Origin of the sequence: Krasilnikovia sp. M28-CT-15 (assembly GCF_047159595.1) — a bacterium.
In the GTDB taxonomy this organism is placed as follows: Bacteria; Actinomycetota; Actinomycetes; order Mycobacteriales; family Micromonosporaceae; genus Actinoplanes.
This window is the reverse complement of the sequence record NZ_BAAGAK010000001.1, coordinates 4,011,930-4,036,258: the sequence shown is the minus strand read 5'-3', so window position 1 is coordinate 4,036,258 and position 24,329 is coordinate 4,011,930. Positions and strand designations below refer to the sequence as shown.

The 24,329-nt window shown below is 72.7% G+C and carries 15 protein-coding genes; 7 read left to right on the top strand and 8 right to left on the bottom strand.

Annotated elements, in window-relative coordinates:
- Nucleotides 1-109 precede the first annotated feature (109 nt).
- Nucleotides 110-760 (bottom strand): adenylate kinase, encoded by a 651-nt coding sequence (locus ACMCNO_RS18555; RefSeq protein WP_412750700.1) that lies wholly within the window; start codon nucleotides 758-760, stop codon nucleotides 110-112.
- 168 nt (nucleotides 761-928) lie between these two features.
- Here ACMCNO_RS18555 and pepN point away from each other — a divergent pair, with 168 nt between their 5' ends.
- The 3 genes from pepN to ACMCNO_RS18540 are packed head-to-tail and all read left to right on the top strand — an operon-like array spanning nucleotide 929 to nucleotide 5,245.
- On the top strand, nucleotides 929-3,361 hold the full coding sequence (gene pepN / locus ACMCNO_RS18550; RefSeq protein WP_412750699.1) for an aminopeptidase N: 2,433 nt from the start codon (nucleotides 929-931) through the stop codon (nucleotides 3,359-3,361).
- A gap of 49 nt (nucleotides 3,362-3,410) precedes the next feature.
- Nucleotides 3,411-4,295, top strand: a complete 885-nt coding sequence (locus ACMCNO_RS18545) for an LLM class F420-dependent oxidoreductase (protein WP_412750698.1) — start codon at nucleotides 3,411-3,413, stop codon at nucleotides 4,293-4,295.
- Nucleotides 4,296-4,315: 20 nt separating this feature from the next.
- Entirely contained in the window at nucleotides 4,316-5,245 is a 930-nt protein-coding gene (locus tag ACMCNO_RS18540; RefSeq protein ID WP_412750697.1) for a cation diffusion facilitator family transporter, read from the top strand.
- 69 nt (nucleotides 5,246-5,314) lie between these two features.
- On the opposite strand, the gene ACMCNO_RS18535 is transcribed toward ACMCNO_RS18540, so the two are convergent.
- The 7 genes from ACMCNO_RS18535 to ACMCNO_RS18505 all read right to left on the bottom strand — a co-directional run bounded on the left by ACMCNO_RS18535 (nucleotide 5,315) and on the right by ACMCNO_RS18505 (nucleotide 16,632).
- Entirely contained in the window at nucleotides 5,315-7,357 is a 2,043-nt protein-coding gene (locus ACMCNO_RS18535) for a diguanylate cyclase domain-containing protein (RefSeq protein ID WP_412750696.1), read from the bottom strand.
- Nucleotides 7,347-8,051 carry a GGDEF domain-containing protein gene (locus ACMCNO_RS18530; RefSeq protein ID WP_412750695.1) on the bottom strand — a complete coding sequence of 235 codons (705 nt, stop codon included), beginning with the start codon at nucleotides 8,049-8,051 and terminating at the stop codon, nucleotides 7,347-7,349. Before ACMCNO_RS18530 ends, ACMCNO_RS18535 begins: the two co-directional genes overlap by 11 nt.
- 142 nt (nucleotides 8,052-8,193) lie before the next feature.
- Nucleotides 8,194-8,934, bottom strand: a complete 741-nt coding sequence (locus ACMCNO_RS18525; RefSeq protein ID WP_412750694.1) for an EAL domain-containing protein — start codon at nucleotides 8,932-8,934, stop codon at nucleotides 8,194-8,196.
- A 165-nt stretch (nucleotides 8,935-9,099) separates the two neighbouring features.
- Nucleotides 9,100-12,639, bottom strand: a complete 3,540-nt coding sequence (locus ACMCNO_RS18520; protein ID WP_412750693.1) for a Neogenin — start codon at nucleotides 12,637-12,639, stop codon at nucleotides 9,100-9,102.
- Between the two features lie 105 nt (nucleotides 12,640-12,744).
- Nucleotides 12,745-13,674 carry a sensor histidine kinase gene (locus tag ACMCNO_RS18515; protein WP_412750692.1) on the bottom strand — a complete coding sequence of 310 codons (930 nt, stop codon included), beginning with the start codon at nucleotides 13,672-13,674 and terminating at the stop codon, nucleotides 12,745-12,747.
- Between the two features lie 59 nt (nucleotides 13,675-13,733).
- Nucleotides 13,734-15,983, bottom strand: a complete 2,250-nt coding sequence (locus ACMCNO_RS18510) for an ATP-binding protein (protein ID WP_412750691.1) — start codon at nucleotides 15,981-15,983, stop codon at nucleotides 13,734-13,736.
- Between the two features lie 136 nt (nucleotides 15,984-16,119).
- Complete coding sequence (locus ACMCNO_RS18505) at nucleotides 16,120-16,632, bottom strand: hypothetical protein (protein ID WP_412750690.1); 513 nt, start codon at nucleotides 16,630-16,632, stop codon at nucleotides 16,120-16,122.
- A 280-nt stretch (nucleotides 16,633-16,912) separates the two neighbouring features.
- Here ACMCNO_RS18505 and ACMCNO_RS18500 point away from each other — a divergent pair, with 280 nt between their 5' ends.
- From ACMCNO_RS18500 to ACMCNO_RS18485, 4 genes are all read left to right on the top strand, one after another.
- The gene (locus ACMCNO_RS18500; RefSeq protein ID WP_412750689.1) at nucleotides 16,913-17,428 is read left to right on the top strand and encodes a hypothetical protein; all 516 of its coding nucleotides are present in this window, start codon (nucleotides 16,913-16,915) and stop codon (nucleotides 17,426-17,428) included.
- Entirely contained in the window at nucleotides 17,425-19,230 is a 1,806-nt protein-coding gene (locus ACMCNO_RS18495) for a hypothetical protein (RefSeq protein WP_412750688.1), read from the top strand. The genes ACMCNO_RS18500 and ACMCNO_RS18495 overlap by 4 nt, the downstream gene beginning before the upstream one ends.
- A 153-nt stretch (nucleotides 19,231-19,383) precedes the next feature.
- A complete protein-coding gene (locus tag ACMCNO_RS18490; RefSeq protein WP_412750687.1) occupies nucleotides 19,384-23,184 on the top strand; it encodes a hypothetical protein in 3,801 nt (1,266 codons plus the stop codon).
- The gene (locus ACMCNO_RS18485) at nucleotides 23,181-24,281 is read left to right on the top strand and encodes a metallophosphoesterase family protein (RefSeq protein WP_412750686.1); all 1,101 of its coding nucleotides are present in this window, start codon (nucleotides 23,181-23,183) and stop codon (nucleotides 24,279-24,281) included. Before ACMCNO_RS18490 ends, ACMCNO_RS18485 begins: the two co-directional genes overlap by 4 nt.
- Nucleotides 24,282-24,329: the final 48 nt, after the last annotated feature.

Here is a 24,329-nt window from a genome sequence, read left to right as displayed (position 1 = left end):
GCGCTGGCGCAGCTGCGCCAGCTGGCCGCGGACGCACGGTGACGCTGCTGACCTCGGCGAAGAAGGTGGAGATCAGCCATGTCGCGGTCCTGGTCGCGCTGTTGAACGATCAGTGATTCCCGAACGCCTTGCCCAGGCCGGTCAGGTCGATGGACTGCCGGGCCGAATCCGGCACCAGCTTGATCAGGGGACGCATGGCTTCGAGGGCGGTGAGGATCTGCCGGCCCACCCGGTCCACCGACTGCATCGCGTCCACCGCCACGAGGATGCCGCGCTGGTCGTACCACTCCACGATCGGATGGGTGACCTCCTGGTAGATCGCCAGGCGGCGGCGGATGACCTCCTCGGTGTCGTCCGAGCGGTGCTCCAGCGCGGCCCGGGCCAGCAGGCGGCGGACCAGCTCGTCGTCGTCGGCCACCAGGTGCAGCACGACCTGCGCGGTCATGTCGAGCGTGCGGGCGATCTGGTAGATGGCCCGGGCCTGCGTCATGTTGCGCGGCATGCCGTCGAGGACGTACCCGCGGCCCTCGGCCTTGGCCGCCTCCACCTCGGCCCGCACGATGTCCAGCACGATCTCGTCCGAGACCAGCTCTCCCCGGTCGAGGCAGTCCTGCACCGAGAGTCCCAGCGGGGTCCGGCGGGCCACATGATCACGCAGCAGGTCCCCGGTGGCGATGTGCGGCACGTCGAAATGGGTGGCGATCAGCGCCCCCTGGGTGCCCTTTCCCGCTCCGGGGGGCGCGACCAGCAGGATCCGCATGACGTCGTCCTTCCCCGGTGCACTCGCCCGGATCATAACGGTCGTATGCGACGGCGCCGGGTATTCGCCCAACTGCGGCCGCAAATTGTCTGACGTCGGCGACGCGGTGGTGGCACGATCGGCGCACCGGTGTCCCGCGGATCGACGGGACCGATCCGAGGAGGACCGTTGACCACCCCCAGTCTCACCCAGGCGGAGGCCCAGCGCCGCGCCGCGCTGCTGCGGGTGCAGCGCTACGACATCGCGGTCGACCTCACCGGCCTGCCCACCGGCCCGCAGGTGCCGTGCGTGTCCACGGTGACGTTCACCTGCACCGAGCCCGGCGCCGAGACGTTCGTCGACTGCACGGCCCCGGTCGTGGCCGCGACCCTCAACGGCGAGCCGCTCGCGGCGGCCGTGGACGGCCGGATCACCCTGCCCGCCCTGGCCGCGCACAACACGTTGCGGGTGCAGACCGTGCAGGCGAACACGAGCGACGGGCCCGGGGTGCACAAGGCCGTCGACCCCGCCGACGGCGAGGTGTACGTGTGGACGACGTTCGAGCCGGACGAGGCGCGCTACGTCTGGGCGTGCTTCGACCAGCCCGACCTCAAAGCGCCGCACGCGTTCACCGTGACCGCCCCGGCCGGGTGGACGGTCGTCAGCAACACCGGCGATCCGCGCGTCGAGGACCTCGGCGACGCCCGGCGGTGGACGTTCCCCGAAACGCCGCCGCTGTCGCCGTACAACACGGTGGTCAACGCCGGGCCGCTGTACCAGCTGCGCCGTACGGTCGGCGGCCACGACCTCGGCGTGTACGCCCGCCGCTCGCTGGCCGCCGTGCTGGACCGCGACGCCGACGAGATCTTCACGGTGACCGCGCAGGGGCTGGCGTTCTTCGCCGACGCGTTCGCCATGCCGTTCCCGCAGCACAAGTACGACCAGGTCTTCATGCCGGAATTCGGCGGCGCCATGGAGAACTACGGCTGCGTCACCTGGTCCGACTCGTGGCTGCGGCGGGCCGCGCCGACCCCGGCGGAGCAGGAGAGCCTGGCCTGCGTGCTGCTGCACGAGATGGCACACATGTGGTTCGGCAACATCGTCACGATGCGCTGGTGGGACGACCTGTGGCTGAACGAGGCGTTCGCCGAGTTCGCCTGCTACTGGGCCGCCACCCGCGCCACCGGGTACACCGACGCATGGGCGGGGCTGCTGGCCGGGGAGAAACTCGCGGCGTACCTGGCCGACCAGGGGCCGACCAGCCACCCGATCCGCCAGCCCGTGCGCGACGTCGCCGAGGCGGCGTCCATCTTCGACGACATCACGTACCCCAAGGGCGCGGCGGTGCTGCGCCAGCTCATGACGTACGTGGGGGAGCAGGCGTTCATCACCGGCATGCGGGCCTACTTCGCCCGCCACGCGTGGGGCAACACCACGCTGCAGGACCTGATCGACGCGCTGGCCACCGCGTCCGGCCGGGACCTGGGGCCGTGGCGTTCCGGCTGGCTGGAGACCGCGGGCACCGACCGGCTGACGCTGGACCGCGACGGTGACGCCCCGGTGCTGGTGGCGCAGGGGCCGGACGGGCCGCCCCGCCCGCAGGTGCTGGCCGTGGGCGCGTACCGGCGGAGCCCCGCAGGCCTGGAACGCACCGCACTGGCCGAGGTGGAGGTGCGTGGGCCGCGCACCCCGGTGGAGCTGCCCGGCGGTGCGGACCTGTACCTCGTCAACGACGAGGATCTCACGTTCGCCACCATGCGGCCGGATCCCGCCGGGCGGGCCGCACTGCTGGCGGCCGCCGCGCAGCTGCCCACCGCGGTGTCCCGCGGGGTGGCCGTGGCCACCGTGTGGGACATGCTCACCACGGGCGAGGCGGACGCCGCCGAGGTCGTGCAGTGCCTGACCGCCGTGCTGGCGGTGGAGACCAGCGACGCGGTGATCGAGCCGTACCTGCGGCTGGCCGGGGACGCCGCCGAATGGTGGGCGCCGGACTCCCGCAGCGCCGGGCTGCGGGCCGAGGTGGCCGAAGTCTGCGCGCTGCTGGCCGGGCAGCCGGGCCGGCGCCGGGTGGGGCTGCGCGGGCTGGCCCGCACGGCCGCCGACCTTCCCGCGGTGGCCAAGCTGCAGGACGAGGCGGGCGACGACGTGGACCTGCAGTGGCGGGCGCTGATCCGCAAGGCCGCACTGGGCGGCGACACCGCCGGCGAGGCCGAGGCGCTGCTGGCCCGCGACCCCGATCCGGACGCCCGGTTCCGGGCGCTGGCGGTGCGTGCCGCGACACCGGACGCCGCGGAGAAGGACGCGATCTGGCAGGAGCTGGCGGTGCGGCGGTCGGTGCCGATCGGGTCGGTGCCCGCCGTCATGACCGCGTTCTGGCAGCGCGGCCAGGACGCTCTGCTGGCACCGTACGCGCAGAGGTATCTCGCGGTGCTGCCCGAGCTGCACCGCGGCGGGATGGTCCCCGCGATGTTCTACACGTACCGGCTGTTCCCGCTGGTCGGTGTCGACGATGGTTTCCTGGTCCGCGCGCGGGCCGCCGTCGCGGACGCCGCCCCGGTGGTGCGCAAGACGCTGCTGCAGCGCGGCGACGAGGTGGGCCGGATGCTTCTGGCCCGCTCATGATTGCGTCGGCGTCCGCACGGCGGCGGCGATCACCAGGTAGGTTGCTGGCATGAGTGTGCGCTTCGGGGTCTTCGTGCCGCAGGGGTGGAAGATGGACCTGGTCGAGATCGCCGACCCGGTCGAGCAGTACGAGGCGATGACCGCCGTCGCGCGGGCCGCGGATGCCGGGCCGTGGGACTCGGTGTGGGTGTACGACCACTTCCACACCGTCCCCACTCCCACCATCAACACGGTGTTCGAGTGCTGGACGGTGACCTCCACGCTGGCGCGCGACACCAGCCGGGTCCACATCGGTCAGATGGTCGGCTGCAACGCGTACCGCCAGCCGTCCCTCTACGCCAAGATCGCGTCCACGGTGGACGTGGCCAGCAACGGCCGGTTGTACGCCGGCCTGGGCGCCGGATGGTACGAGCACGAGTGGAAGGCGTACGGCTACGAGTGGGTCGACACCCGGGAGCGGATGGGCGCCTTCCGGGAGGCCGTGCAGATCGTGCACCGGATGTGGACCGAGCAGCGGCCGTCGTTCTCCGGGAAGTACTACTCGATCGACGCGCCGATCAACGAGCCGAAGGGTGTGCGCAAGCCGCACCCGTCGTTCTGGATCGGTGGCGGCGGCGAGCAGGTTACGCTCAAGCTGGTCGCCAGGTACGCGGACGCCTGCAACGTCGGCGGCGGCGATCCGGACCTGATCTCCCGCAAGCTGGAGGTGCTGCGCCGCCACTGCGACGACCTCGGCCGCGACTACGACCGGATCATCAAGTCCACCAACCTGGAGCTGGACCTGACCGAGCCGCCGCAGGACACGATCGGGCGCATCGAGCGCATGGTGGAGGCGGGCGCCGACTACGTCATCGTGTACGTGCCGCGGGTGGCGTACGACCACGAGCCGATGCTGCGCTTCGCCAGCGAGGTCATTCCGCAGTTCGCCGGATAGCGCCCGGGCCGAGGAGCGCCATGGACCAGCAGGACGGTGCCGCGCCGGCCGGGGACAGCACCCGTACCGTGGTGGTCGCGGTCCTCGCGAACGTCGCCATCGCCATCGCCAAGACGATCGCCGCGCTGCTGACCGGCTCCGCCTCGCTGTGGGCCGAGGCCGCGCACTCCTACGCGGACAGCGGCAACGAGGTGCTGTTGTTCATCGGACTGCACAAGTCGCGGAAGGGGCCCGACGCGCAACACCCCTTCGGGTACGGCCAGGAACGCTACTTCTGGGCGTTCCTGGCCGCGCTCGGCATCTTCCTCATCGGCGGCGCGCTGTCGATCGGCGAGGGGGTGCGCAGCCTGCTCATGCCCGAGCCGCTGGACTCGCTGTGGGTCGGCGTCGGCGTCCTGGTGGTCGCCGCGTTCCTGGAGGCGTACTCGTGGCACACCGCCCGCCGCCAGCTGCGGGCCGACGCCGCGCGGCGGCGCCGTTCCATGATCGAGCATCTGCGCCGGGCCTCCGACCCCAGCGCGACCACGGTGTACCTGGAGGACACCGCCGCACTGATCGGTCTCGCGCTGGCGCTGGTGGCACTGCTGCTGCACGCGTGGACGGGGTGGGCTGGCTGGGACGCGGCCGGCAGCATCTGCATCGGGGTGCTGCTGATCGTCGTGGCGGTGCTGCTGGCCCGCCGATCAAAGGCGTTGCTGCTGGAGGAGTCCGCGCCGGCGGACGTCCTCGAACCGCTCCGCGAGCTGATCCACCGGACCTGGGCCGGCGAGGTGCGCGACCTGCAGGCCGTCTACGTCGGACCCGCCCAGCTGCTGGTGAACGTCTGGATCGCCCCCGCCTCGGCCGACGGGCCGGCGAACGAGCTGATCCAGCGCGTGGACGAGCTGCGCGCCGCGCTGCTGGCGGTGCCCGCGATAACCCAGGCCACGGTCACGCTGACCGCGCGCTGAGCCACTGATGTTGCGCCGGATCTTGACCTTCACTCAGGGGCGCCCGAGCGAGCGGTGTCCCGCAAACACTCACGTGCCGGTGACGCCGGCTACCGCCGGAGCGGAGCTGCGACGGCGTACCGCCTTCTCCGCGTACAGCTGCGCGTCGGCGTGCGCGTAGAGCGCCGCGAAACCGCCGCCGTCGGCGCCGCCCACGGCGACACCCACGCTGGCGGCGGTCCGCGCCGCGAGCGCGGCACGCAGCCGCTCGGCGACCGCCCGCACCTCGGCGCCCGGGATCAGCGCCACGAATTCGTCGCCGCCGAGGCGGCCGACGACCGACCCGGGCGGCCCCTGCGCCGTCAACGTGGTCGCCACCCAGTGCAGCAGCTCGTCACCCGCGGCGTGCCCGGCCGTGTCGTTGAGCGTCTTGAAGCCGTCCAGGTCGAACAGCACCAGGCCCATCGGGTCGCCGGTGCGCAACCGGCCGCCGATCCGGTCCTCGAACCCGCGCCGGTTCAGCAGGCCGGTGAGGGCGTCCGTCTGGGACAGGTCGGTCAAGCGGCGCCGCCGCTGGGCGCTGGCGCTGCCCTGGGCGGCGCAGGCGGCGGTGACCAGGCCGAAACCGGCCAGATGCATGATCGCGTACGCCGGGTCGGTGTGGCCGACCGTCGCCGCCAGCACCAGGTAGGCCACGGCGTCCAGGACCAGCATGGGCGCGGCCACACGCAGCGGCGCGCCGAGCGCGATCAGCGGCATCGGCGCCAGCATTCCCACGCCGGTCGCCGACGCCACGCCGCCGTCCAGTACCGGCACGACGATCGCCAGGGCGAACAGCAGCACCGCGTTGAGCGCCATGATCGGGCGCACGTACGCCGAACGGCTCAGCCAGCCGGAGAGCGCGACGACCGCCACGCCGTACAGCACGCCCAGGGCACACGCCAGGCCGATGGTCACCCGGTGCGGCGAATGCGCGGCGAACCCAGCGGCGTACACGACGCCGACAGAGCTGTCGGCGGCGCACAGCCTGCCCATGTCGGCGATGGACCGGCGACGGCGCTCGGTGCGGGTGACCCGGGTGGCCGCGGGACCCGCAGCCTGCTCGCGGGCCCGCTCGACGTGCCCCTCGGCGGGGACGCGGTCGGTGCGGGTGGTCTTGTCCGCGTAGGCGCGGTTGTCGGCGAGGCGGCGCAGTTCTTCGACCGTGGTGGCTTCGGCGGGGCAGGAGGCGTAGCCGAGGCTGGCGGGGGCGCCGTTCTCGAGGGCGGTGCGTAGGCGTTGGACGATGGCAGGGGCGTCGTCCGGGCCGGTTCCGGTGAGCAGGGCGCCGAATTCGTCGCCGCCGAGGCGGCCGACCAGGTCGGTGTCGCGTAGGGCGTCCTGCATGGTGCGGGCTGTGGCGGCGAGTACGTCGTCGCCTGCCTTGTGGCCCCAGGTGTCGTTGATGAGTTTGAACTTGTCCAGGTCGGTGAGGATGAGGGTGACCGGTTCGCCGGTGCGGGTGGCCTGGTCGACGGCGTTTTCGAGGCGTTCGTCGAAGCCGCGGCGGTTCAGGCTGCGGGTGAGCGGGTCGATGCGGGACACCTCGGACAGGCGGCGCCGCAGGGCGGTGACCGCGGCGGCGTGCCGCAGGCAGATGTACGAGACCCCGCCCATGCCCAGCGTGTAGACCACGGCGTACCCGGGGGGCGCGGGCTCGCCCAGCACGGCCACGGTCCAGTACGCGATCGCGGCGCTCACGGCGGCGACCGCGAACATCCGCGGCGGCATCATGATCGCGTAGAAGAGGACCGAGCCGGGCAGGAGCGCGCCCAGGGGACTTGCTATCCCGCCGTCGAGCAGGGTCACCGCGGCGCCGCCCAGGATGTTGGCCAGCACGCCGACGGCCTGCACCGCGACGCGCGCCCGGGAGCGGGCGATCCACGGCGCGGCCCGCCAGGTGGCGGCCGCGACGGCCGCCATCGCGGCGATGATGCCGACCATGGCCGGACGGTGCGTGCCGTGCGGCGTGGCCGCGAGGTACAGGCCGATGACGGCCGGGGTGATCATGGCGCGGCGGCTGCTGGAGCGCACAATGGCCGCGCGCGCGTCCGCGCGCGTACGCGGCGCGTCGGTGCTTGCGTCAGCGGGCATGGTCGACCATCCAGACGGCGGGCGGGCAGCGGAGGGCTTCGCCACACCCCTCTATCGCCCGCGCGCGATGGAGGTTGAGCGGATCTGGACCGCCGGTGCGGGCAGGGCCCGGATCCCCGGGTCCGTACCCGGTGCCGTCGGCGTCCAGCGAGGCGACCCCGACGCTGGCCGCGGTGCGGGCCGCCGGCGCCGTCCGCAGCCGTTCGGCGTACGCCCGTACGTCCGCGGCCGGGAGCACGGCCACGAACTCGTCACCGCCGAGGCGGCCGACGACCGACCCGGGCGGCGCCTGCGCCGTCAGGGTGCTCGCCACCCAGCACAGCAGCTCGTCACCCGCGGCGTGCCCGGCGGTGTCGTTGAGCGACTTGAACCCGTCCAGGTCGACCAGGACCGGGCCGGCGGCCTGGCCGGGGTGCAGCAGTCCGGTCGCGCGCGGCTCGAACCCGCGACGGTTCAGCGGGCCCGTGAGCGCGTCCGTGTGGGACAGCTCGGTCAACCGACGCCGTCGGCGGGCGCTGTCGCGGCCCTGCACGGCGCAGGCGGCCGCGACCGCGCCGAAGCCGAGCAGGTGCAGGACGGGATACCAGCCGCCGGGCGCGCCGACCGTCGCGGCCAGCGCGAGGTACCCCGCGCCGTTGAGCACCAGCAGTGGCAGGGCCAGGCGCAGGTGCGTGCCGAGCGCGATCAGCGGCATCGGGGCCAGCATGCCCAGGCCGGTGGCCGACTCGACTATCGCCCAGGCGCCGTGGATATTGAGCGGAACCGTGCGCCGAGCTGTCTGAACTTTCCTCCGGGCCACGCGCTCGACCCGGCAGGCACCGGGCGCCGGCGGCTGCTCAGGCCGGGATCGCGACCTGAGCCGTCGGCAGCGGGCCCGGTGACGCCATGTAGAAGCCCTGACCGAGCCGGACCCCGAGCCCGCGCAGCTTCTCGTGCTCGGCGAACGTCTCGATCCCCTCGGCGATGAGCATCGCGCCGATGTCGTCGGCGAAGCTGACCAGCGAGCGGGCCAGCGCCCCCCGTACCGGGTCGGTGTCGATGCCACGGGTCAGGGTGATGTCCAGCTTGATGATGTCCGGACGCAGCTGCAGGATGTGGCTCAGGCTGGCGAACCCGGCGCCGGCGTCGTCGACCGCGATGAGCACCCCGGCGGCGCGCAGCTCGTTGGTGACCTGCACCAGCGCGTCGTAGTCGTGCACCTGGGTGTGCTCGGTCAGCTCGACCCCGATGCCCCGGTCGGCGTGGGCCAGCAGCGTGTTGATCACTACCGGGTTCATCAGCGCCTCGGCGGACAGGTTCGTGCTCAGCCACGTACCGGCCGGGATGTGGTCGAGGCTCAGCAGGGCCTGCTCGATCGCCAGCAGTTCCAGCTCCACGCCGATGCCCGCCTCGCTGGCGGCCTTGAACGCGTGCGCCGGGGTGGTGAAGTGCGGGTCGAAGCGGGCGAGCGCCTCGTACGCCTTGACGGTCCCGTCGTACAGCTCGACGACGGGCTGGAATGCCATCTCGACGGCCTGGGCGCTGAGCACGTGGTGCGCCGTACGGCCTGCGGGGAGCGGGGACAGCGTTACGGTCATGCCGCTAATGTCGGCCGCCCAGCTCAACGCAGCCTCTGCGGCCTTTCAAGACGGCGACAAGCTTGACAGCCGATCCTCAGGAATCCGTATTGCCGTCCTGCGTCGCCCGCGCACATGCCGGAGCCGGGGCCCGTACGGGCCCCGGCTCCGGTTGCGGTCGGCTGGCTAGTTCTGCAGGTCCAGCACAGCCGCCCAGTACATCAGTGCAGCCGCGTTCGCCGGGGTCACGGTGGGCTTCTTGCTGACGGCCTCACCCAGGATCTTCAGCGAGTACAGGGCGAACTGGCCGTGATCCAGCTTGTTGTCCAGATCCGTGAGCGTGCCGTGGTTCGCCGTGGCCAGGTACTTGTGGGTCAGTTCCTTGAGCCACGCCACGGTCGGCTTGACGGTGTAGCTGATCGTCACCGGGCTGGCGGCGTTGCCCGCCTTGTCCTTGGCGCCGACGCAGGTGACCGTGTAGCCGCCGCGGTCGTTCATGTCGATCGTGGCCTCGGCCTTGGTGCCCACACCCGACCCGGAGTCCGCCGTGGCGCAGCCGATGGTCGGCATGGCGTCCGGGCCGAACTTGGCTCCGTTGCCGGCGCCGGTGACGGTCACCGTCGGCGCGGTCCGGTCGACGTTGACCTTCGTGCGGGCGGTGGCGGCGTTGCGCGCCTTGTCGGTGCCGGTGCCGGTGACGTTCTGGCCCGCGCCCTCGGCGGTGACCTTCTCGTCGGTCGGGCAGGCGGCCACCCCGGACAGGTTGTCCGTGCAGGTGTAGCGCACGGTCGGGGCGGTGCGGTACCAGCCGTCCGCGCCGGCGTCGCCGACCACGGTGGCGGTGATCGCCGGGGCGGTCAGGTCGACGTTGACCGTGACCGAGGCGTTGGCGGTGTTGCCGGCCTTGTCCGTGACGGTGCCGCTGATCGACTGGCCGGTGCCGTCCGTGGTGACCGTACGGTCGGCCGGGCAGCTGGCCACACCGGAACCGGTGTCCGCGCAGGTGAAGTGGACCGTCGGGGCGGTGCGGTACCAGCCGTCGGCGCTCTTCTCACCGATCACCGTGGCGGTGATCGCCGGGGCGGTCAGGTCGACGTTGACCTTCGCGTCGGCGCTGGCCGGGTTACCGGCCTTGTCGGTGCCGGAGCCGGTGACGCTCTGCCCGGCGCCCTCCTTGGTGACCTGCTGGTCGGTGGGGCAGGCCGCCACGCCGGACAGGACGTCGGCGCAGGTGAACTTCACGGTCGGGGCGGTGCGGTACCAGCCGTCCGCGCTCTGCTCACCGGCGACGGTGGCGTTCACCACCGGGTTCGTGAGGTCCACGTTGACCGTGATCGTGGCGCTGGCCGGGTTGCCGGCCGTGTCCGTGCCGGAGCCGCTGATCCGCTGGTTGGCACCCTCGGCGGTGACCGGGACGTCCGCGGGGCAGTCGGCCACGCCGGAGGTGGCGTCGGTGCAGGTGAAGTGCACGGTCGGGGCGGTGCGGTACCAGCCGTCCGCGCTGGCGTCGCCGACGATCGAGGCGGTGATCGCGGGTGCGGTCCGGTCGACGCTCACCTTGATCGTGGCCGCGGCGGTGTTACCCGCCTTGTCGTACGCGAGGCCGAGCACCTCCTGGTCGGCACCGTCCGTGCCGATCACCTTGTCGGCGGGGCAGCTCGCGATGCCCGAGCTCAGGTCGGCGCAGGTGAAGTGGACCGTCGGGGGCGTGGTGTACCAGCCGGCCGCGTTGGCCTCGCCGACGACGCTCGCCTTGATCTGCGGCACGGCCTGGTCCACGTCCACCGTCACGGCCGCGGTGGCCGTGTTACCGGCCTTGTCGGTGACGGTGCCGGTGATCTGCTGCTTGCCGCCGTCGGTGTACACCGGCTGGTCCTCGGGGCAGTTGGCCACCCCGGAACCCGTGTCGGCGCAGGTGAAATGCACGACCGGGGCGCTGTGGTGCCAGCCGTCGGCGTTCGGCTCGCCGAGCACGGAAGCGGTGATCTGCGGGGCCGTCCGGTCGAGGCTGACCATCGCCGAGGCGGTGCTGGCGTTGCCGGCCTTGTCGCTTGCGGTGCCGCTGACGGTGTTGTCGGCGCCCTCGGTGTCGACCTTCTGGTCGGCCGGGCAGTCGGCGATGCCGGAGCCGGTGTCCTTGCAGGTGAAGTGGACGGTCGGCGCGCTGCGGTACCAGCCGTCGGCGCTGACGTCGCCGATCACCTTCGCGGTGACGTCGGGGGCGTCCAGGTCCACGTTCAGGGTCACGGTCGCGGTGGCCGTGTTACCGGCCTTGTCGATCGCCGTGCCGGTGACGGTGCGGCCCACGCCGTCCGTGCCGACCTTCTCGTCCGGCGGGCAGCTCAGCAGCGTGGAGGAGCCCTCGTCGGTGCAGGTGAAGTGGACGGTCACCGGGCGGGTGTACCAGCCGTCGCCGTTCGCGTCACCGGACACGCTCGCGGTGACCCGCGGCGCGATCTGGTCGATGTTGAGGGTCACCGGGACCGAGGCGCTGTTGCCCGCCTTGTCGACGGCGGTGCCCACGATGGTCTGCTGGGCGCCGTTGGTGCGCACCGTGACGTCGTCGGGGCAGGTGGCGATGCCGGACTGCCCGTCCGAGCAGGTGTAGTGGATGGTGACCGGGGTGCGGTTCCAGAAGTTGACCGGCTGCTGCGACACCGTGGCGGAGATCGTCGGCGGGGTCTTGTCGCTGCTCGACGGCGGCGCGCTCGAGGCGGGCTCGCTCGGCGCCGGGGCCGGGGCCGTCGTTTCGGGCGCGGTGGTCGGCACCGGCGAGGCGGTGGGCGCGGGGCTCGCCGCGGCGGCCGTGCCGTCCCAGACCGGGACCGTGCCCTTGAGCTGGTTGCTGCCGCCGTTCGCGTTGTAAGAGCGGATCTCCAGGTTCCACGCCTTGGTGGGGTCCAGCTTCAGCACGGTCGACGTGGCCGACGCGTCCACCTTGACCGTCGCCTGCATGGCGCCCAGGCCGTACTGGACCTGGTAGTAGGTGGGGGTGGGCTGGCCGGTGGGTGCCTTCCAGGTCACGTTGGCCAGCTCGGGGGCGTCCGCCTTGCGCTCGACCACCAGGTTGGTGGGGTCGGCCGGGCGCCACTTGTCCAGCAGCGACTTCGCGGTCAGGCAGCCGCCGAACTCGTTCTCCGCGGTCACCTCGACGTTGTAGGTGCCCGCCGGGTCCACCGCGTACCGGAACGAACGGTCGGTGTTGCGCTGGTTGGCCAGGACCTTGTTGTCCGACAGCCGGGTGAAGACCACGTGGTAGCCGGTGAGCGGGGTGTAGCCCGCCCAGGCCGGGGAGTTCCAGGTCACGACACCGGTGGCGCCGTTGTCGTCGTGGCTGGTGGTCTGGCCCAGGACCGCACTGGGGGTCAGCGAGCGCAGCGTGGTGTACCCGGTGCTGGTGGCCTGGCCACCGGCCTCCGCGGCACCCACCCGGACCTTGTACGACGAGCACGGGTCCGGGTTGTCCAGCGTGTAGCTGGTGACCGTCGCCGGCAGGGTGACGACCGACTGCACGTCGCGGTCGATGATGTCGAGGGTGTAGTGGTCCGCGCCGGTGACCGGCTTCCAGGACATCTGCACCTTGTGCGGGTCGTCGCCCGCGCGCGCCACGGTGAACCCGGTGGGTGCGGCCAGCGCCGCGTACGCCACCCCGGGCAGCCCCGCGGCGGCCACGACCGCGCCGAGCAGCGCGGTTCCCATCGTGGCGGACAGTCGCCTGACGTCCATGTGTGGCCTCGTCTCCGTGTGGATCTGGTCGTCGCTCGGTTCGATCGGCTCGGCGTCTCAAGCCGACCTCAAGAACAGGTCAGGCCGGGCGCAAGAATGCAGGGGTCACTGCACCGCGAGGTGCTCCGTGCCCGGCTCGAACGCCTCCAGCGCGGCGGGTGTGGGCAGGGTGAGCCAGATGCGGGTGCCGTCGCTGAACGTCGGGTCGGCGCCGATCGCGCCGCCGTGGCGTTCCACGATCCGGCGGCAGATCGTCAGGCCGAGCCCGGTGCCGGGATAGCCCTTCTCCGCGTGCGCCCGGTGCATCTCGCTGAAGATCGACTCGTGCTGGCCGTCCGGGATGCCGATACCGGCGTCGGTCACCTCGACGCGCAGCCAGCCCTCGGCGCTCGCGCGGGCGGAGATGTGCACCCGGGCGGCCTCGCCGGGGCGCACGTACTTGACCGCGTTGGACACCAGGTTGTCGAAGACCCGGCGCAGCATGATCTCGTCGCCGCGTACCGGGGGCAGGGGGTCGACCGTGATCCGGGGTACCACCCCGGAGCGGTGCCGCACCTCGCTGGTCTGCGCGGCGGCCACCTCGGCCACCAGGGCGGTCAGGTCGACCGTCGACACCTGCAACTGGCCGCCGCGGGCCGTCGCGTACGTCAGCATGTCGTCGATCAGCGAGCGCATCCGTTCGGTGCCGTTGCTGATCTGCGTGACGAACTCGTCGAACTCGACCGGGCGGGGCACGCCGAAGTCGACGTGCGCCAGCAGTTGCGCGTACCCGCAGATCCCGGCCAGCGGGCTCTTCAGGTCGTGACTGATCTCCCGGGAGAACGCCTCCAGCTCGGCCACCGACCGGGTCAGCTCCCGTACGGTGCGTTCCAGGTCGGCGTTGCGCTGGCGGGCCAGTTCCAGCTCGGCCTGGGCGACGTCGTCGTCGACCGGGGAGCCGGGGTCTGCGGCGGGCACGGTGGGCTCGCGGTCGAGGTGGACAGTCTGCCGTCCCCGCCGCGCCCACTGCCGCCAGCTGCCGAACACGAGTCCCATATCGCTACCGTTCCTGCAGATGTGATCCGAAGTGACGTAGATCCTGTGCCGCCGCACGGTCATCCCGCGCGGCCAGCGTCGGCGAGGTAGCTGTTCATGGCCTGCACGGCGCCGGCGACGGCGCGCTCGACCTCGGCGACCTCGGTGGCCAGCTCCTGCTCACCGGCCTCGGCGATGGCCAGCTGCTCGACCCGGGCGCAGGCCGACGCCAGCGGGTCCGCGCCGAGCAGGGCGCTGGACGACTTGAGGGTGTGCGCGGTGGCCCGCAGCGCGTTGCGGTCCCGGCGGCGCAGCGCCTCGCTGAGCGCGGAGCGCCGCTCGTCCAGCTGGGACAGGAACGTGTTGACCGTGGTCACCACCAGGGACCGGTCGTCGAGCTGTTCCTCCAGATCACGCAGCTTGCCCAGGTCGACGCAGGGCCCTGGCGCCTCGGCCGGCTCCGACTCGGCCTCCGCGGCGTCGGCCTCGTCGGCGACCGGGGCCTGGTCGGACAGGTACGGCTGCAGCGCCGCCCGCAACTCCGGCAGGGTGATCGGCTTGCTGAGGTGCCCGTTCATCCCGGCCGCCAGGCAGCGTTCCTTGTCGCCGTGCAGCGCGGTCGCGGTCAGCGCCATGATCGGCGTGGCGTTGCCCGCCGCCCGGATGATCCGGGTGGCCTCCAGCCCGTCGGTGCCCGGCATCTGCAGGTCCATCAGCACCACGTCGTACGGTTTGTCGCCCAGCACCGCCTCGGCGGCGGCGGCACCGTCGCCGACCGCGTCGCACTCGACGCCGAGCAGCTCGATCATGCGGCGGAACACGTTGCGGTTGATGTCGTTGTCCTCGGCCAGCAGCACCCGCCCGCCGGCCAGCTTCGGCACGGTGATCGGCGCGCCGCGCACCCCGGTGCGTTCCAGGTTCAGCGCCGCGACCAGGCGCTTGAGCACCAGCGGGGCGGTGAGCACGCCGGGCTTGCGCACGATGCCGGTACGCGGGTCCGTCGTGCTGATCATCAGGGCCCGGCCGGTGGGCCCGAGCGCCTCGATGATCGTGTCGACGCGCCGGTTCGCCTCGGGGTCATGCGAGTCGTCGACCCACAGCACGGTGTCGACGTCGAGCTTGCCCATCACCACGTCGGCCAGCACGGTCGGCGTCGCCTGCGCCCCGACGGTCTCCAGCAGCCAGCACAGCGCCTGCACCGAACGCGGCGACGGGGCGATCACGGCGATCCGGCGGCCGGCCAGCGGCTGGTCCCCGGCCGCCTTGCGGACGTTGGCCGGCTCCAGCGGCAGCCGGATCCGGAACTCGGATCCCTTGCCCAGCTCGGAGGTGACGTCGATGTCGCCGCCCATGCGGTGCACCAGGCGGGCGGCCAGCGCCAGACCCAGCCCGGCGCCCTCGTGGCGGCGCGCCGCGGACGAGTCGGCCTGCACGAACGGGGCGAACACCCGGGCCCGGTCCTGGTCGTCCATGCCGGGCCCGGTGTCGGAGACGGCCAGCACGTACGTGCCGTCGCCCTCCCGGGCCGCGGTGATGATGACCTCGCCGTGCTCGGTGAACTTGACCGCGTTGCCGACGACGCTGGTGAGCACCTGGCGCAGGCGGTCCGGGTCGCCGAGCACGGTGGTCGGCATGTCGGGGCCCAGCGCGGCCAGCAGCAGGATGCCCTTGCTGCGGGCCTGCTGCTGCAACGGCTCCAGGATGCCTTCCAGCAGCGGGCGCAGCGGCACCGGCCGCCGCTCGAGGTTGAGCCGGCCGGTCTCCAGCCGGGCGAGGTCGAGCAGGTCGTCGGTCAGATGCTTGAGGGCATGCGTCGAGCGGTGCACGCCGTCGACGACCTCGCGCACGTCCTGCTGCAACGGCAGGGCGCGCAGCAGGTCCACCATGCCGACCACGGCGGTCACGGGGGTGCGGATCTCGTGGCCGAGCAGCGCCAGGAACTGCGACTTGGCGCGGGCCGCGGCGTCGTCGGCGTTGGTGTCGACGGGCCCGACGACGCGCTGTTCGGTCGTCACGAGCCGCCGGTGGTCGCCGCAGTCGGTCTCCAGGTGCGAGATCCGTACGGTCTGCTGCCCCGACGCGGCGCACTTGCAGCGCAGCACGACCGGCGGGGTGCCGGGGGTCAGGGTGCGGACCGCGTTGATCATCCCGGCGTGGGCGGCACAGCCGGGAATGGACCCGGCCAGGCCGGTGCCCTCGGGCGCGTGCAGCGGGCCGTCCTGCTCGGACTCCCGCCACCGCGTGTTGGCTACCAGGACCCGTCCGTCCGGGTCGACGATTGCCGCCGGGCCGAGGACCGCCTCGACCAGCGTGCGCGCCGCAAATCCCATTCGCTGACCTTTCCGGGGAGCCGGACCCGGACGGGTCCGCGCACCATGTTGCGTAAGCGGGGGCGCGACCCGGGCAGCGTTCGGTAGCGAATCAGGTGCGGTGCGGCCGGTCATGGTTCCTGCCTCGGGCGGCAGGTCAGGCGAAGCGGGCGGCGCGGTGGGTGCCCGCGGTGACCCGGCCCCGGCGGCGCAGCGCGGCCAGCCCGAGGCCGGTCACGGCCAGCGCACCCACCGCCCACGGGAGCAGGTCGACCGGGCCGCGGACGGCCGCGCGGGGCGGCACCGCGGAGACGAGCACCCGGGAGGCACCCGAGACGGAACGGCCGATGACGATGATGCTGGCACCGGACTGCCCCGCGGCGATCATCGACTCCGGGACGGTCACCTCGACCCGGCCGGTCTCGTCCGTGCGGGCCTGCTGGATCGGCTGGTCACCCAGGCGGATGTCGACCACCGACCTGGCCCGGTACGCGAACCCCTCGACGCGCAGCTGGTCAGCGTCGCTGACCCAGCTCAGCACGAGCGACTCCGGCCCGCCCTTCGGCGCCGCCGCGGCCGGCGCGGTGTGCGCCAGCAGGGCGGCGCACAGGCCGAGCGCCACCACGACGAGGCTGAGGGCGGTGCGGGCGGAGACGGTGACGATTCGCATGTCCCGAGGTTCGGCACCGCGGGGGGCGGCTGCACGGACCCGAGTCAACCTTGCCCACCGGTTGACCCAACCTTGAGTCGCCCGCACCGGGCTTGAGGATGTCCTGCCCGCGGCGCCTACCCGGCCGCCCGGGACGGGCTGGGCGGGTGCCGCTGCTGAGCTTGGCCACGCTGACGTGCGCTCGGTCATGCGCGGCAACGCTCAGCCCCGGGCGGCGCCGGCCGATGGGGGAGAGCACGGACCAGACCGGTCCGCCGCCACCGACGCCGAAGGGGTCGCCATGTCGCTCGACCTCACCGACGCCACGGCGGACGCCCTGGCGCCGCAGCAGACCGCCGACGCCACGGCGGGAGACGCCCTGGCATCGCAGCACACCGCCGACGCCGCGCCGAACGACATCGCGCGGCGGTACGCGGCCGTCGTCGCGGAACGCGACGCGGTCACCGCGGTGGCGCACGCCGTCGCCGACATCCCCCGGGTGCCCGCGCGGCAGTACGCGACCGGGGACGCCGAGGCGCCGGCGAAGCGGCCACCGGCCCGGCACCGCCGCCGGCTCGGGCTCCAGGACCTGCCCGCGCTCGCCGAACGCAGCTGGCGTCCGCCGCTCGTGCTCGCGGTGGTCCTGTTCGTGGCGTGCGGTCCCGCACAGGCCTTCGGCTACGCCGACGTGGTCTACTTCGCCGTGCTCATCGGCTTGGCGCTCAGCGGAATCGCGGTCCCGCTGGGGCTGCTGGCGTTGCGCGAGTCCGCCCCCGGCGACGCGGACGCGCGGGATCAAGCCCAGAGATCCGCTTGAGCGCCGGCCCCGGCGTCGTGGGGCGACAGCGCGGGGCCCTCGCTCCGGCGCGCCGTCCCGTCACCCGGATCCTGTGCGCGGCTGTGCTGGCGTCGCTCGCGCTGGCCACCGGGGCCGCGTGCGGCGGCCCGCCCACCGACCCGGGCCGTCCGGCGGCGACTGCTGCCCCGGCCACCGGGCCCGCCCCTGGCGGCGGCACCCCCGCCGGATCCAGCTCCGCCCCGGCGTCGCCCGCCACGTCGGCCACCGGCGTCCCGCACGGCACGGCCCTGCCTGCCGACCCCGGCTACGCACTGGCGGCGACGGTGAGCCCGGCCCCGATGACCAGGGCCGGATGCGCCGCCGACCCGCGCTGTGTGGCGGCGCCCGCCCCGGTCGCGGGGGACAACCACCGCGCGCTGCGGAGAGCGGTCGCGACCGCGGCATCCCGGGCGGTCCCGGCCGTCGTGGACCGCTCCGGTGCCGTGGTCACCCCGGCCCGTCCCGGCACGGTCCTGCTGGCCCCGGGCACCTACCGGCTGGGCTCCAGCCTGGGGCTGCCACCGAACGTCGACCTGCGTGGCCGGGGCATCACCGCGACCACCCTCGCCATGATCACGTCGAAGTGGGCGAACTTCACCCACAGATATCTCGTGCACGCCGAGGACCAGGCGTCGCCCGGCAGCGCCAACCTGGTCGCCGACCTGACCGTGAACGGCAACTGCCGTGAGGGGGCGGGCGCACCCACGCCGGCCGACCTGCCGGCGCGCCCGGCCCGGCCGTGTGACTTCCGGGCCCGCAGGGGTGCGGACACGAACGTCGGCGGCGGCGTCAGCGTGGGCGACCGCTGGACCGTACGGCAGGTGCGCTTCACCAACCTGGAGTACTTCAAGCTCTGGGTCCACGGCACCACGGGCGTGCACATCGTCGACAACCGGTTCGACAACTGGGGCGGCGCCGAGTCCGGCGACGAGGACAACATCGGTGGCGGCGGCCGCAACGACGGGACCGTGATCGAGCACAACCAGTTCGACAGCACCGTCCGCGGCAACAGCGTGGACTTCACCAACGCCGTGCGCACGGCGATCCGCGCCAACGCGGTGTACACCGACCCGGCCGTCGCGGCGGCCCGGCACATGGAGTACGGCAACCTCTACCTCGAGGGCGTGCCCAAGGCCACGATCGAGGACAACCTCATGTACGGCGGCCACATCACGCTGCGCTCCAACAGCAAGTACGCCCACGCCGGGCCGAACAAGGACATCACCAACCCGCGCGACACGGTCGTGCGCGGCAACCGCCTGATCGACTCCACCGACGCCGCGGTGATCGTCATGTACGACGACTACCGTGACGCCGACGGTTCCTCCGGCAGCCTCGGCCCGTGGGGCAGGCACAGCACCGCCCCCGGCGACCACGTCGTGCGGGCGGGCGGCGCCAACGTCATCGCGGACAACACCATCGTCAACCCGCGCAACACGGCCATCGTCATCGCCGGCACGATGAACCGGGTCAAGAACGCCCCCGACACGGTGACCGGCAACGACATCCGCAATCCCGGATCCGGCGGTGCCACGGAGATGAACACCGGCGCGGGCATCTTCGACACCAGCGGGATCGGCATCTCCATCGGCGACGGCGACAAGATCTACGGCAACGCCGTCACCGACGACCGGCCCCGCGCGGTCACCCGGCACGGCGTGCAGGTCGGCGCCCGCAGCCCGGCCAGCACCGTGCGGCACACCGTGCTCACCGGCCCGGCCGGCGAGACCAACACGACCAGCGGGATCACCGGCAAGCCGGTGCTGTTCGCGGCGCCCTGAGCCCGCCGCCGGACCCGGGCTGGGAGCCGACCCGGACCCGCGGGGGTGGCAGCCACGTGCCGCAACCCTCAGGCGGCCCACAGGCTGCATCCCTCAGAGCGGCGGCGCAACAGCCGATCTGCCTGAAAAGCTCGACCGGAGGAGGGCGACAGCGTGCGGCGCATCTTCAGCCGTGCCAGCTGGCTGGCCGCGCGCCCGTACGTGATCGTCCTCGTACTGTCGTCGTTGATCGTCAGCCGCTGGTTCAGAACCGGCACATTCATCGCCACCGGCGACATGGGCCCGTTCATCCGTCGCGGCTGGGCACCGGAGGCCCTCTGGTCCTGGAACCACCAGACCACCGGCACGGGGTCGGCCGGCTACACCATGGCGCGCGGCTTCGAGTTCCTGCTCATCTGGGGCTGCCGCGCCGTCGGGCTCACCGAGTACTCCGCGCAGTGGCTGTTCTACACCATCATCTACGGCCTGGTCGGCTTCGGCATCGCCTACCTGGCGGGCGCGTTCGTGCGCAGCGAGGTCGGTATCGTCGCGGCCGGGGCGTTCGGCGTGCTCAACGGGTTCTTCCTGACCCGGCTTCCGAACCCGCTGAACATCATCTCGGTGGGCTCGGTCGCGTTGATCACCGGCATCGCGATGCGGGTCGCGATGGGCCGCCGGGTGCCCACCCCGATCGCCGGTTTCGCGCTGATCCCCACCTCGTTCCTGGCGTTCAACCCGCCGATGCTGGTCGTGGCGTACGCCTGGGCGGTGGGCGGCACCCCCCTGCTGGCGGCGCTGGTGCTCGGCCGCCGCGAGGCGGGTCGCCTGCTGATGTGGTTCGTGAAGGCCACACCGTGGGCGCTCGTGCTCAACGCGTTCTGGCTGCTTCCGCTCGCCCAGTCGTACATCGGCGGTGGCGGCGCCGCCGCGAACGCCACCTTCACCGACCCCACGAACTGGTCCTGGTCGCAGGTCAACAACTCGCCACCGAACATCCTCACGATGGTGGCGAACTGGGCCTGGTTCCGGCCGCAGTACCTGCCGTTCGCGGCGGACCTGGACAAGCCCGCGTGGATCTGGATCCGCTACCTGCTGCCCGGCCTGGTGTTCCTGGCCCCGCTGCTGGCCCCCCGGCGGCTGCGCCGCCTGGCGTTCGGGCTGCTCGCCCTGATCCTGGTGTTCGTCTTCCTGGCCAAGGGCCTGAAGCCGCCGCTGAGCCAGATCAACATGTTCCTCTACCTGCACGCGCCCGGCTTCTGGCTGTTCCGCGAGCCGATGAGCAAGCTCGGCCAGCTGCTGGTCTCCTTCTTCGGGGTCATGCTGGCGATCGGCGTGGAGGGCCTGCTGCTGCGGCTGCGCACCATGGGCCGCTTCCGGCGGGCCCGGTCCCCGCAGCTGACCGCCCTGGGCCGCCTGCAGCTGGACTGGCCCCGCCGGTTGACCGCCGCGTTCTCGATGACCCCGCTGGTGCTGGCGCTGGCGTACCCGTTTCCGCTCTACACGGGCGCGGTCATGCCGGACGAGCGGCCGACCCAGCCCTCCGCCCACGTGCGGGTGCCGCAGGACTGGTGGGACATGGCCGAGCGCATCGACGCCGACCCGCGCCCCGGCAAGGTCCTCGTCCTGCCGCTGGACGACTACTACCAGATGCCCACGACGTGGGGCTTCTTCGGTGTCGACAGCATCGCGAACCTGCTCATCGAGCATCCGGTGATCACGCCCAAGCCGGACGGCTACTTCGGCGACGGCGCCGGATTCAGCGCCGACACGCACGCCATCGAGACTGCGCTGCTGGCCGGCGACCTCACCGCGGTGCCGAAGCTGCTGGACGCGGTGGGGGCCAGCAAGGTGATCGTCCGGCATGACCTGGTCCGCGGGCTGCAGAACCGGTATTTCGCCGACGACCGGGTGCTGTCGGCGGCCATGGCCAAGGTGCCCGGGGCGCAGCTCACCTCGGACGGGACGTTGCAGTTGTGGCAGTTCAACGGCGGCACCAGCCCGACCGTGCGCACCTACGACCGGGTGCTGGACGGGCCCGCCCGGGCCGACGCGGGCGCCGCGGTCCTGGGTACGGTCGACACGCGGACCGCCATCGCCGCCCGCGTCGACACCACCCCGGTCGCCATGAGCCCCCGGGTCGACACCACCGTCACGGCCACCGCCGACGTGGTGCACTGGCCCGTGCCCGCGGTCGACTCCGGCTCGCCCACCACGACCGTGGACGTGGCGGCCGGTACGTACACCGTCGCCCAGCGGGCCCGGGCCGCCGCCGTGCTGACGCCCCGGATGGACGCCGCGAACCACCGCCTGCTGCTGCAGGACCCGACGGTGGTCAAGGTGGACGGCAAACCGGTGTCGCGGCGCCCCGACCTGGCCGTGCCACTGCCCGCCGGACGTGAGGTCCTCGCGGTGCAGGCGGGCACCCGTACGGTGTCGCTGGACGACTGGGGCCGCACCGGCACCGCGCCGCCGACCGTGCCGGTGGGCTCGGCCACGAAGCTGACCCTGCTGGCCGCGGCCAAGGCCAAGGTCGACGCCACGGACTACGCGCCGGTCTTCGACTGCAACAACTACGAGCCGCGGCCGTGGAAGGACCTGCAACTGCAGCAGACCATCACCGGCACCGGCCCGGACCGTACGGTCCGGCTCAGCGCGGCCGACCACGCCGCGTGCACGCAGGTGATCGTGCGCAAAGCCGAGGCCGGGCAGATCTACCGCATCCGCCTGCAGTACCGGCACGTCGCCGGCGCCCGCCCACAGATCTGCCTCTGGCAGGCCGAGGCGGCCGGGTGTGAGCTGAGCGCCCGCCCGGTGATCGACGACGAATGGACCTCGTACGAGAAGGTCGTCACGATGGACAGCCTCTCGGACGAGCCGCAGCTGCAGATCATCCTGCACGCCGACGTCGGCGAGCGGCTCAAGACCAAGACGGTCACCGAGTACCGGGGCCTGCGCATCGACAGGCTGGAGCCGGTCGCCGACCAGACGGTCTTCCCACCCGCCGTGCCGGAGGCGACGGTGAAGCTCACCGCGGGCAAGCACGAGCTGCGGGTCGACGGCGGCCTGGCCGGTTCGGTGCTGGCGCCATTCGAGCCGCTGGAGGACTGTTTCCGCTACGACGACGAGACCGCCGAGCAGGCCGGCCTGGCGGCCGAGGAGAAGACCGACGCGGACGGGGAGACGACCTACACCCTCAAGGCGGTGCGGCACCTGGCCTGCATGGGTTCACCGGCAGCCGACATGGGTGCCTCGTCGCTGTACGAGCTGTCCATGCAGGCCCGCAGCGTCGCGCTGCGCAACCCGAAGTTCTGCCTGTACCTGCGCGGCCCCGACCTGTGCCGCACGCTGCCCGCCGTGGCGCAGTGGAAGGTGAAGGAGTGGACGCCGTACGAGGCGTTGATCCCGCCGGAACCGAACGCGGTCGAGACCCGGCTGTACCTGTACGGGCTGCGTGACCTCAAGGAGAAGGAGCAGTCGCAGGTGGAGTATCGCGGCGTGCGGCTGCGCCCCGTGGCGTCCCCCAACTCGGTCGTGCTGGTCCGCAACGACGCGCCGGGGGCCACCGCGACGGTGGACTACAGCCGGCAGAACCCGGCCCAGTTCACCGCCGCGGTCACCGCCTCCGGCAACACCGCGGTGGCGTTGGCCGAGAACGCCGCCCCCGGCTGGCAGCTCACCGGCGTCGAGGGTGCCCGCAAGGTCACCCTGCAGGGCTGGATGAGCGGCTGGCTGCTGCCCGACGGCGGCACCGTGACGATGCGCTACACCCCCGCGAAGATCAGCCGGTACGCGCTGTACCTGCTGCCGGTCGCGGTCGTGGCGTCGCTGATCTTCATGTACCTGTTCCGCCTGCCCGCGGGCCGCCCCGAACTGTGGCCGATGCGGCACCGCCGCCGGTGGCGGATCGAACTGATGTGGCCGCGCCGGCCGCGACTGCGCCCGGCGCTGCGGATGCTGCGGAGGCGAGCCGGATGACCGACGACCTGATCCGGCCGGTTCCCACGCCGGGCCGCCGGTGGCCGATCCGTGGCAGTCTGACCCGCCTGGTCCGCCTCGCCGGGCTCACCCGGACCGCGCGGGGCGCCGGCGCCGCACCGGCGCCGCGCGGCCGTCGCCGGGCGCGGGCGGTACTCGCGCTGGCCGTGGTGATCCTGCTCGCCCTGGGGGCGTTGCTGGGCCGCTGTTCGACCGACCCGGACACGGTCCGGGTGGCCGCGGTGGGCGACATGGCCTGCGATCCGAACGACCCCGACTTCGCCACCGGCGCGCACGACCATTGCAAGCAGAAGGAGGTCTCCGACCTGGCGGTCCGGCTGAACCCGGCCGTGCTGCTCGGCCTCGGCGACTTCCAGTACGAGCTGCCCGCCACGGCCGCGTACCGGTCCGTGTACGGCCCCAGCTTCGGGCGGCTGCTGGACCGCACCGTGCCGGTCTTCGGCAACCAGGAGTACAAGGTGCAGGACGCCAACACCTTCACCGCGTACTTCGGAAAACAGATCAAGGACACCAAGGGCTACTGGTCGCAGGACCTCGGCCGGTGGCACCTGGTCGTGCTCAACTCCAACTGCGCCGCCGTGCAGGGGGGCTGCGGCGCCGGGTCGCCGCAGGAGTCGTGGCTGGCCGACGACCTGAAGAACACCAAGAGCCAGTGTGTGATCGCCGCGTGGCATCACCCGCGCTGGTCGTCGGGGATCGCCGGCCCCGACCCTCGCACCGCGGACCTGTTCCAGACGCTCTACAAGTACAAGGTCGAGCTGGTGCTGTCGGGCCACGAGGCCGACTACGAGCGGTTCGCCCCGCTCAACCCCGATGGCCGGCAGGACCCGCTCGGGGTACGCCAGTACGTGGTGGGCACGGGCGGCCAGGCGCACTACCGGCCGGGCCCCGGCGACGGCGGGCGCGACGCGAAGGGCAAGCTGTCCGAGAAGGCCGTCCGCCCGATCGGGGAGTTCGTCGACTTCGACCACCACGGCGTGCTGGAGCTCGAGCTGAAGCCGGACTCGTGGAGCTGGCGCTTCTACGCGGTCGGGGTCGGCAACCCGCTCGACAAGGGCGAGGAACCCTGCCACTGAGTTGTCTCCCGGCTCCGGAGGTGAGCAGACGCTGATGGCCCGCTACGC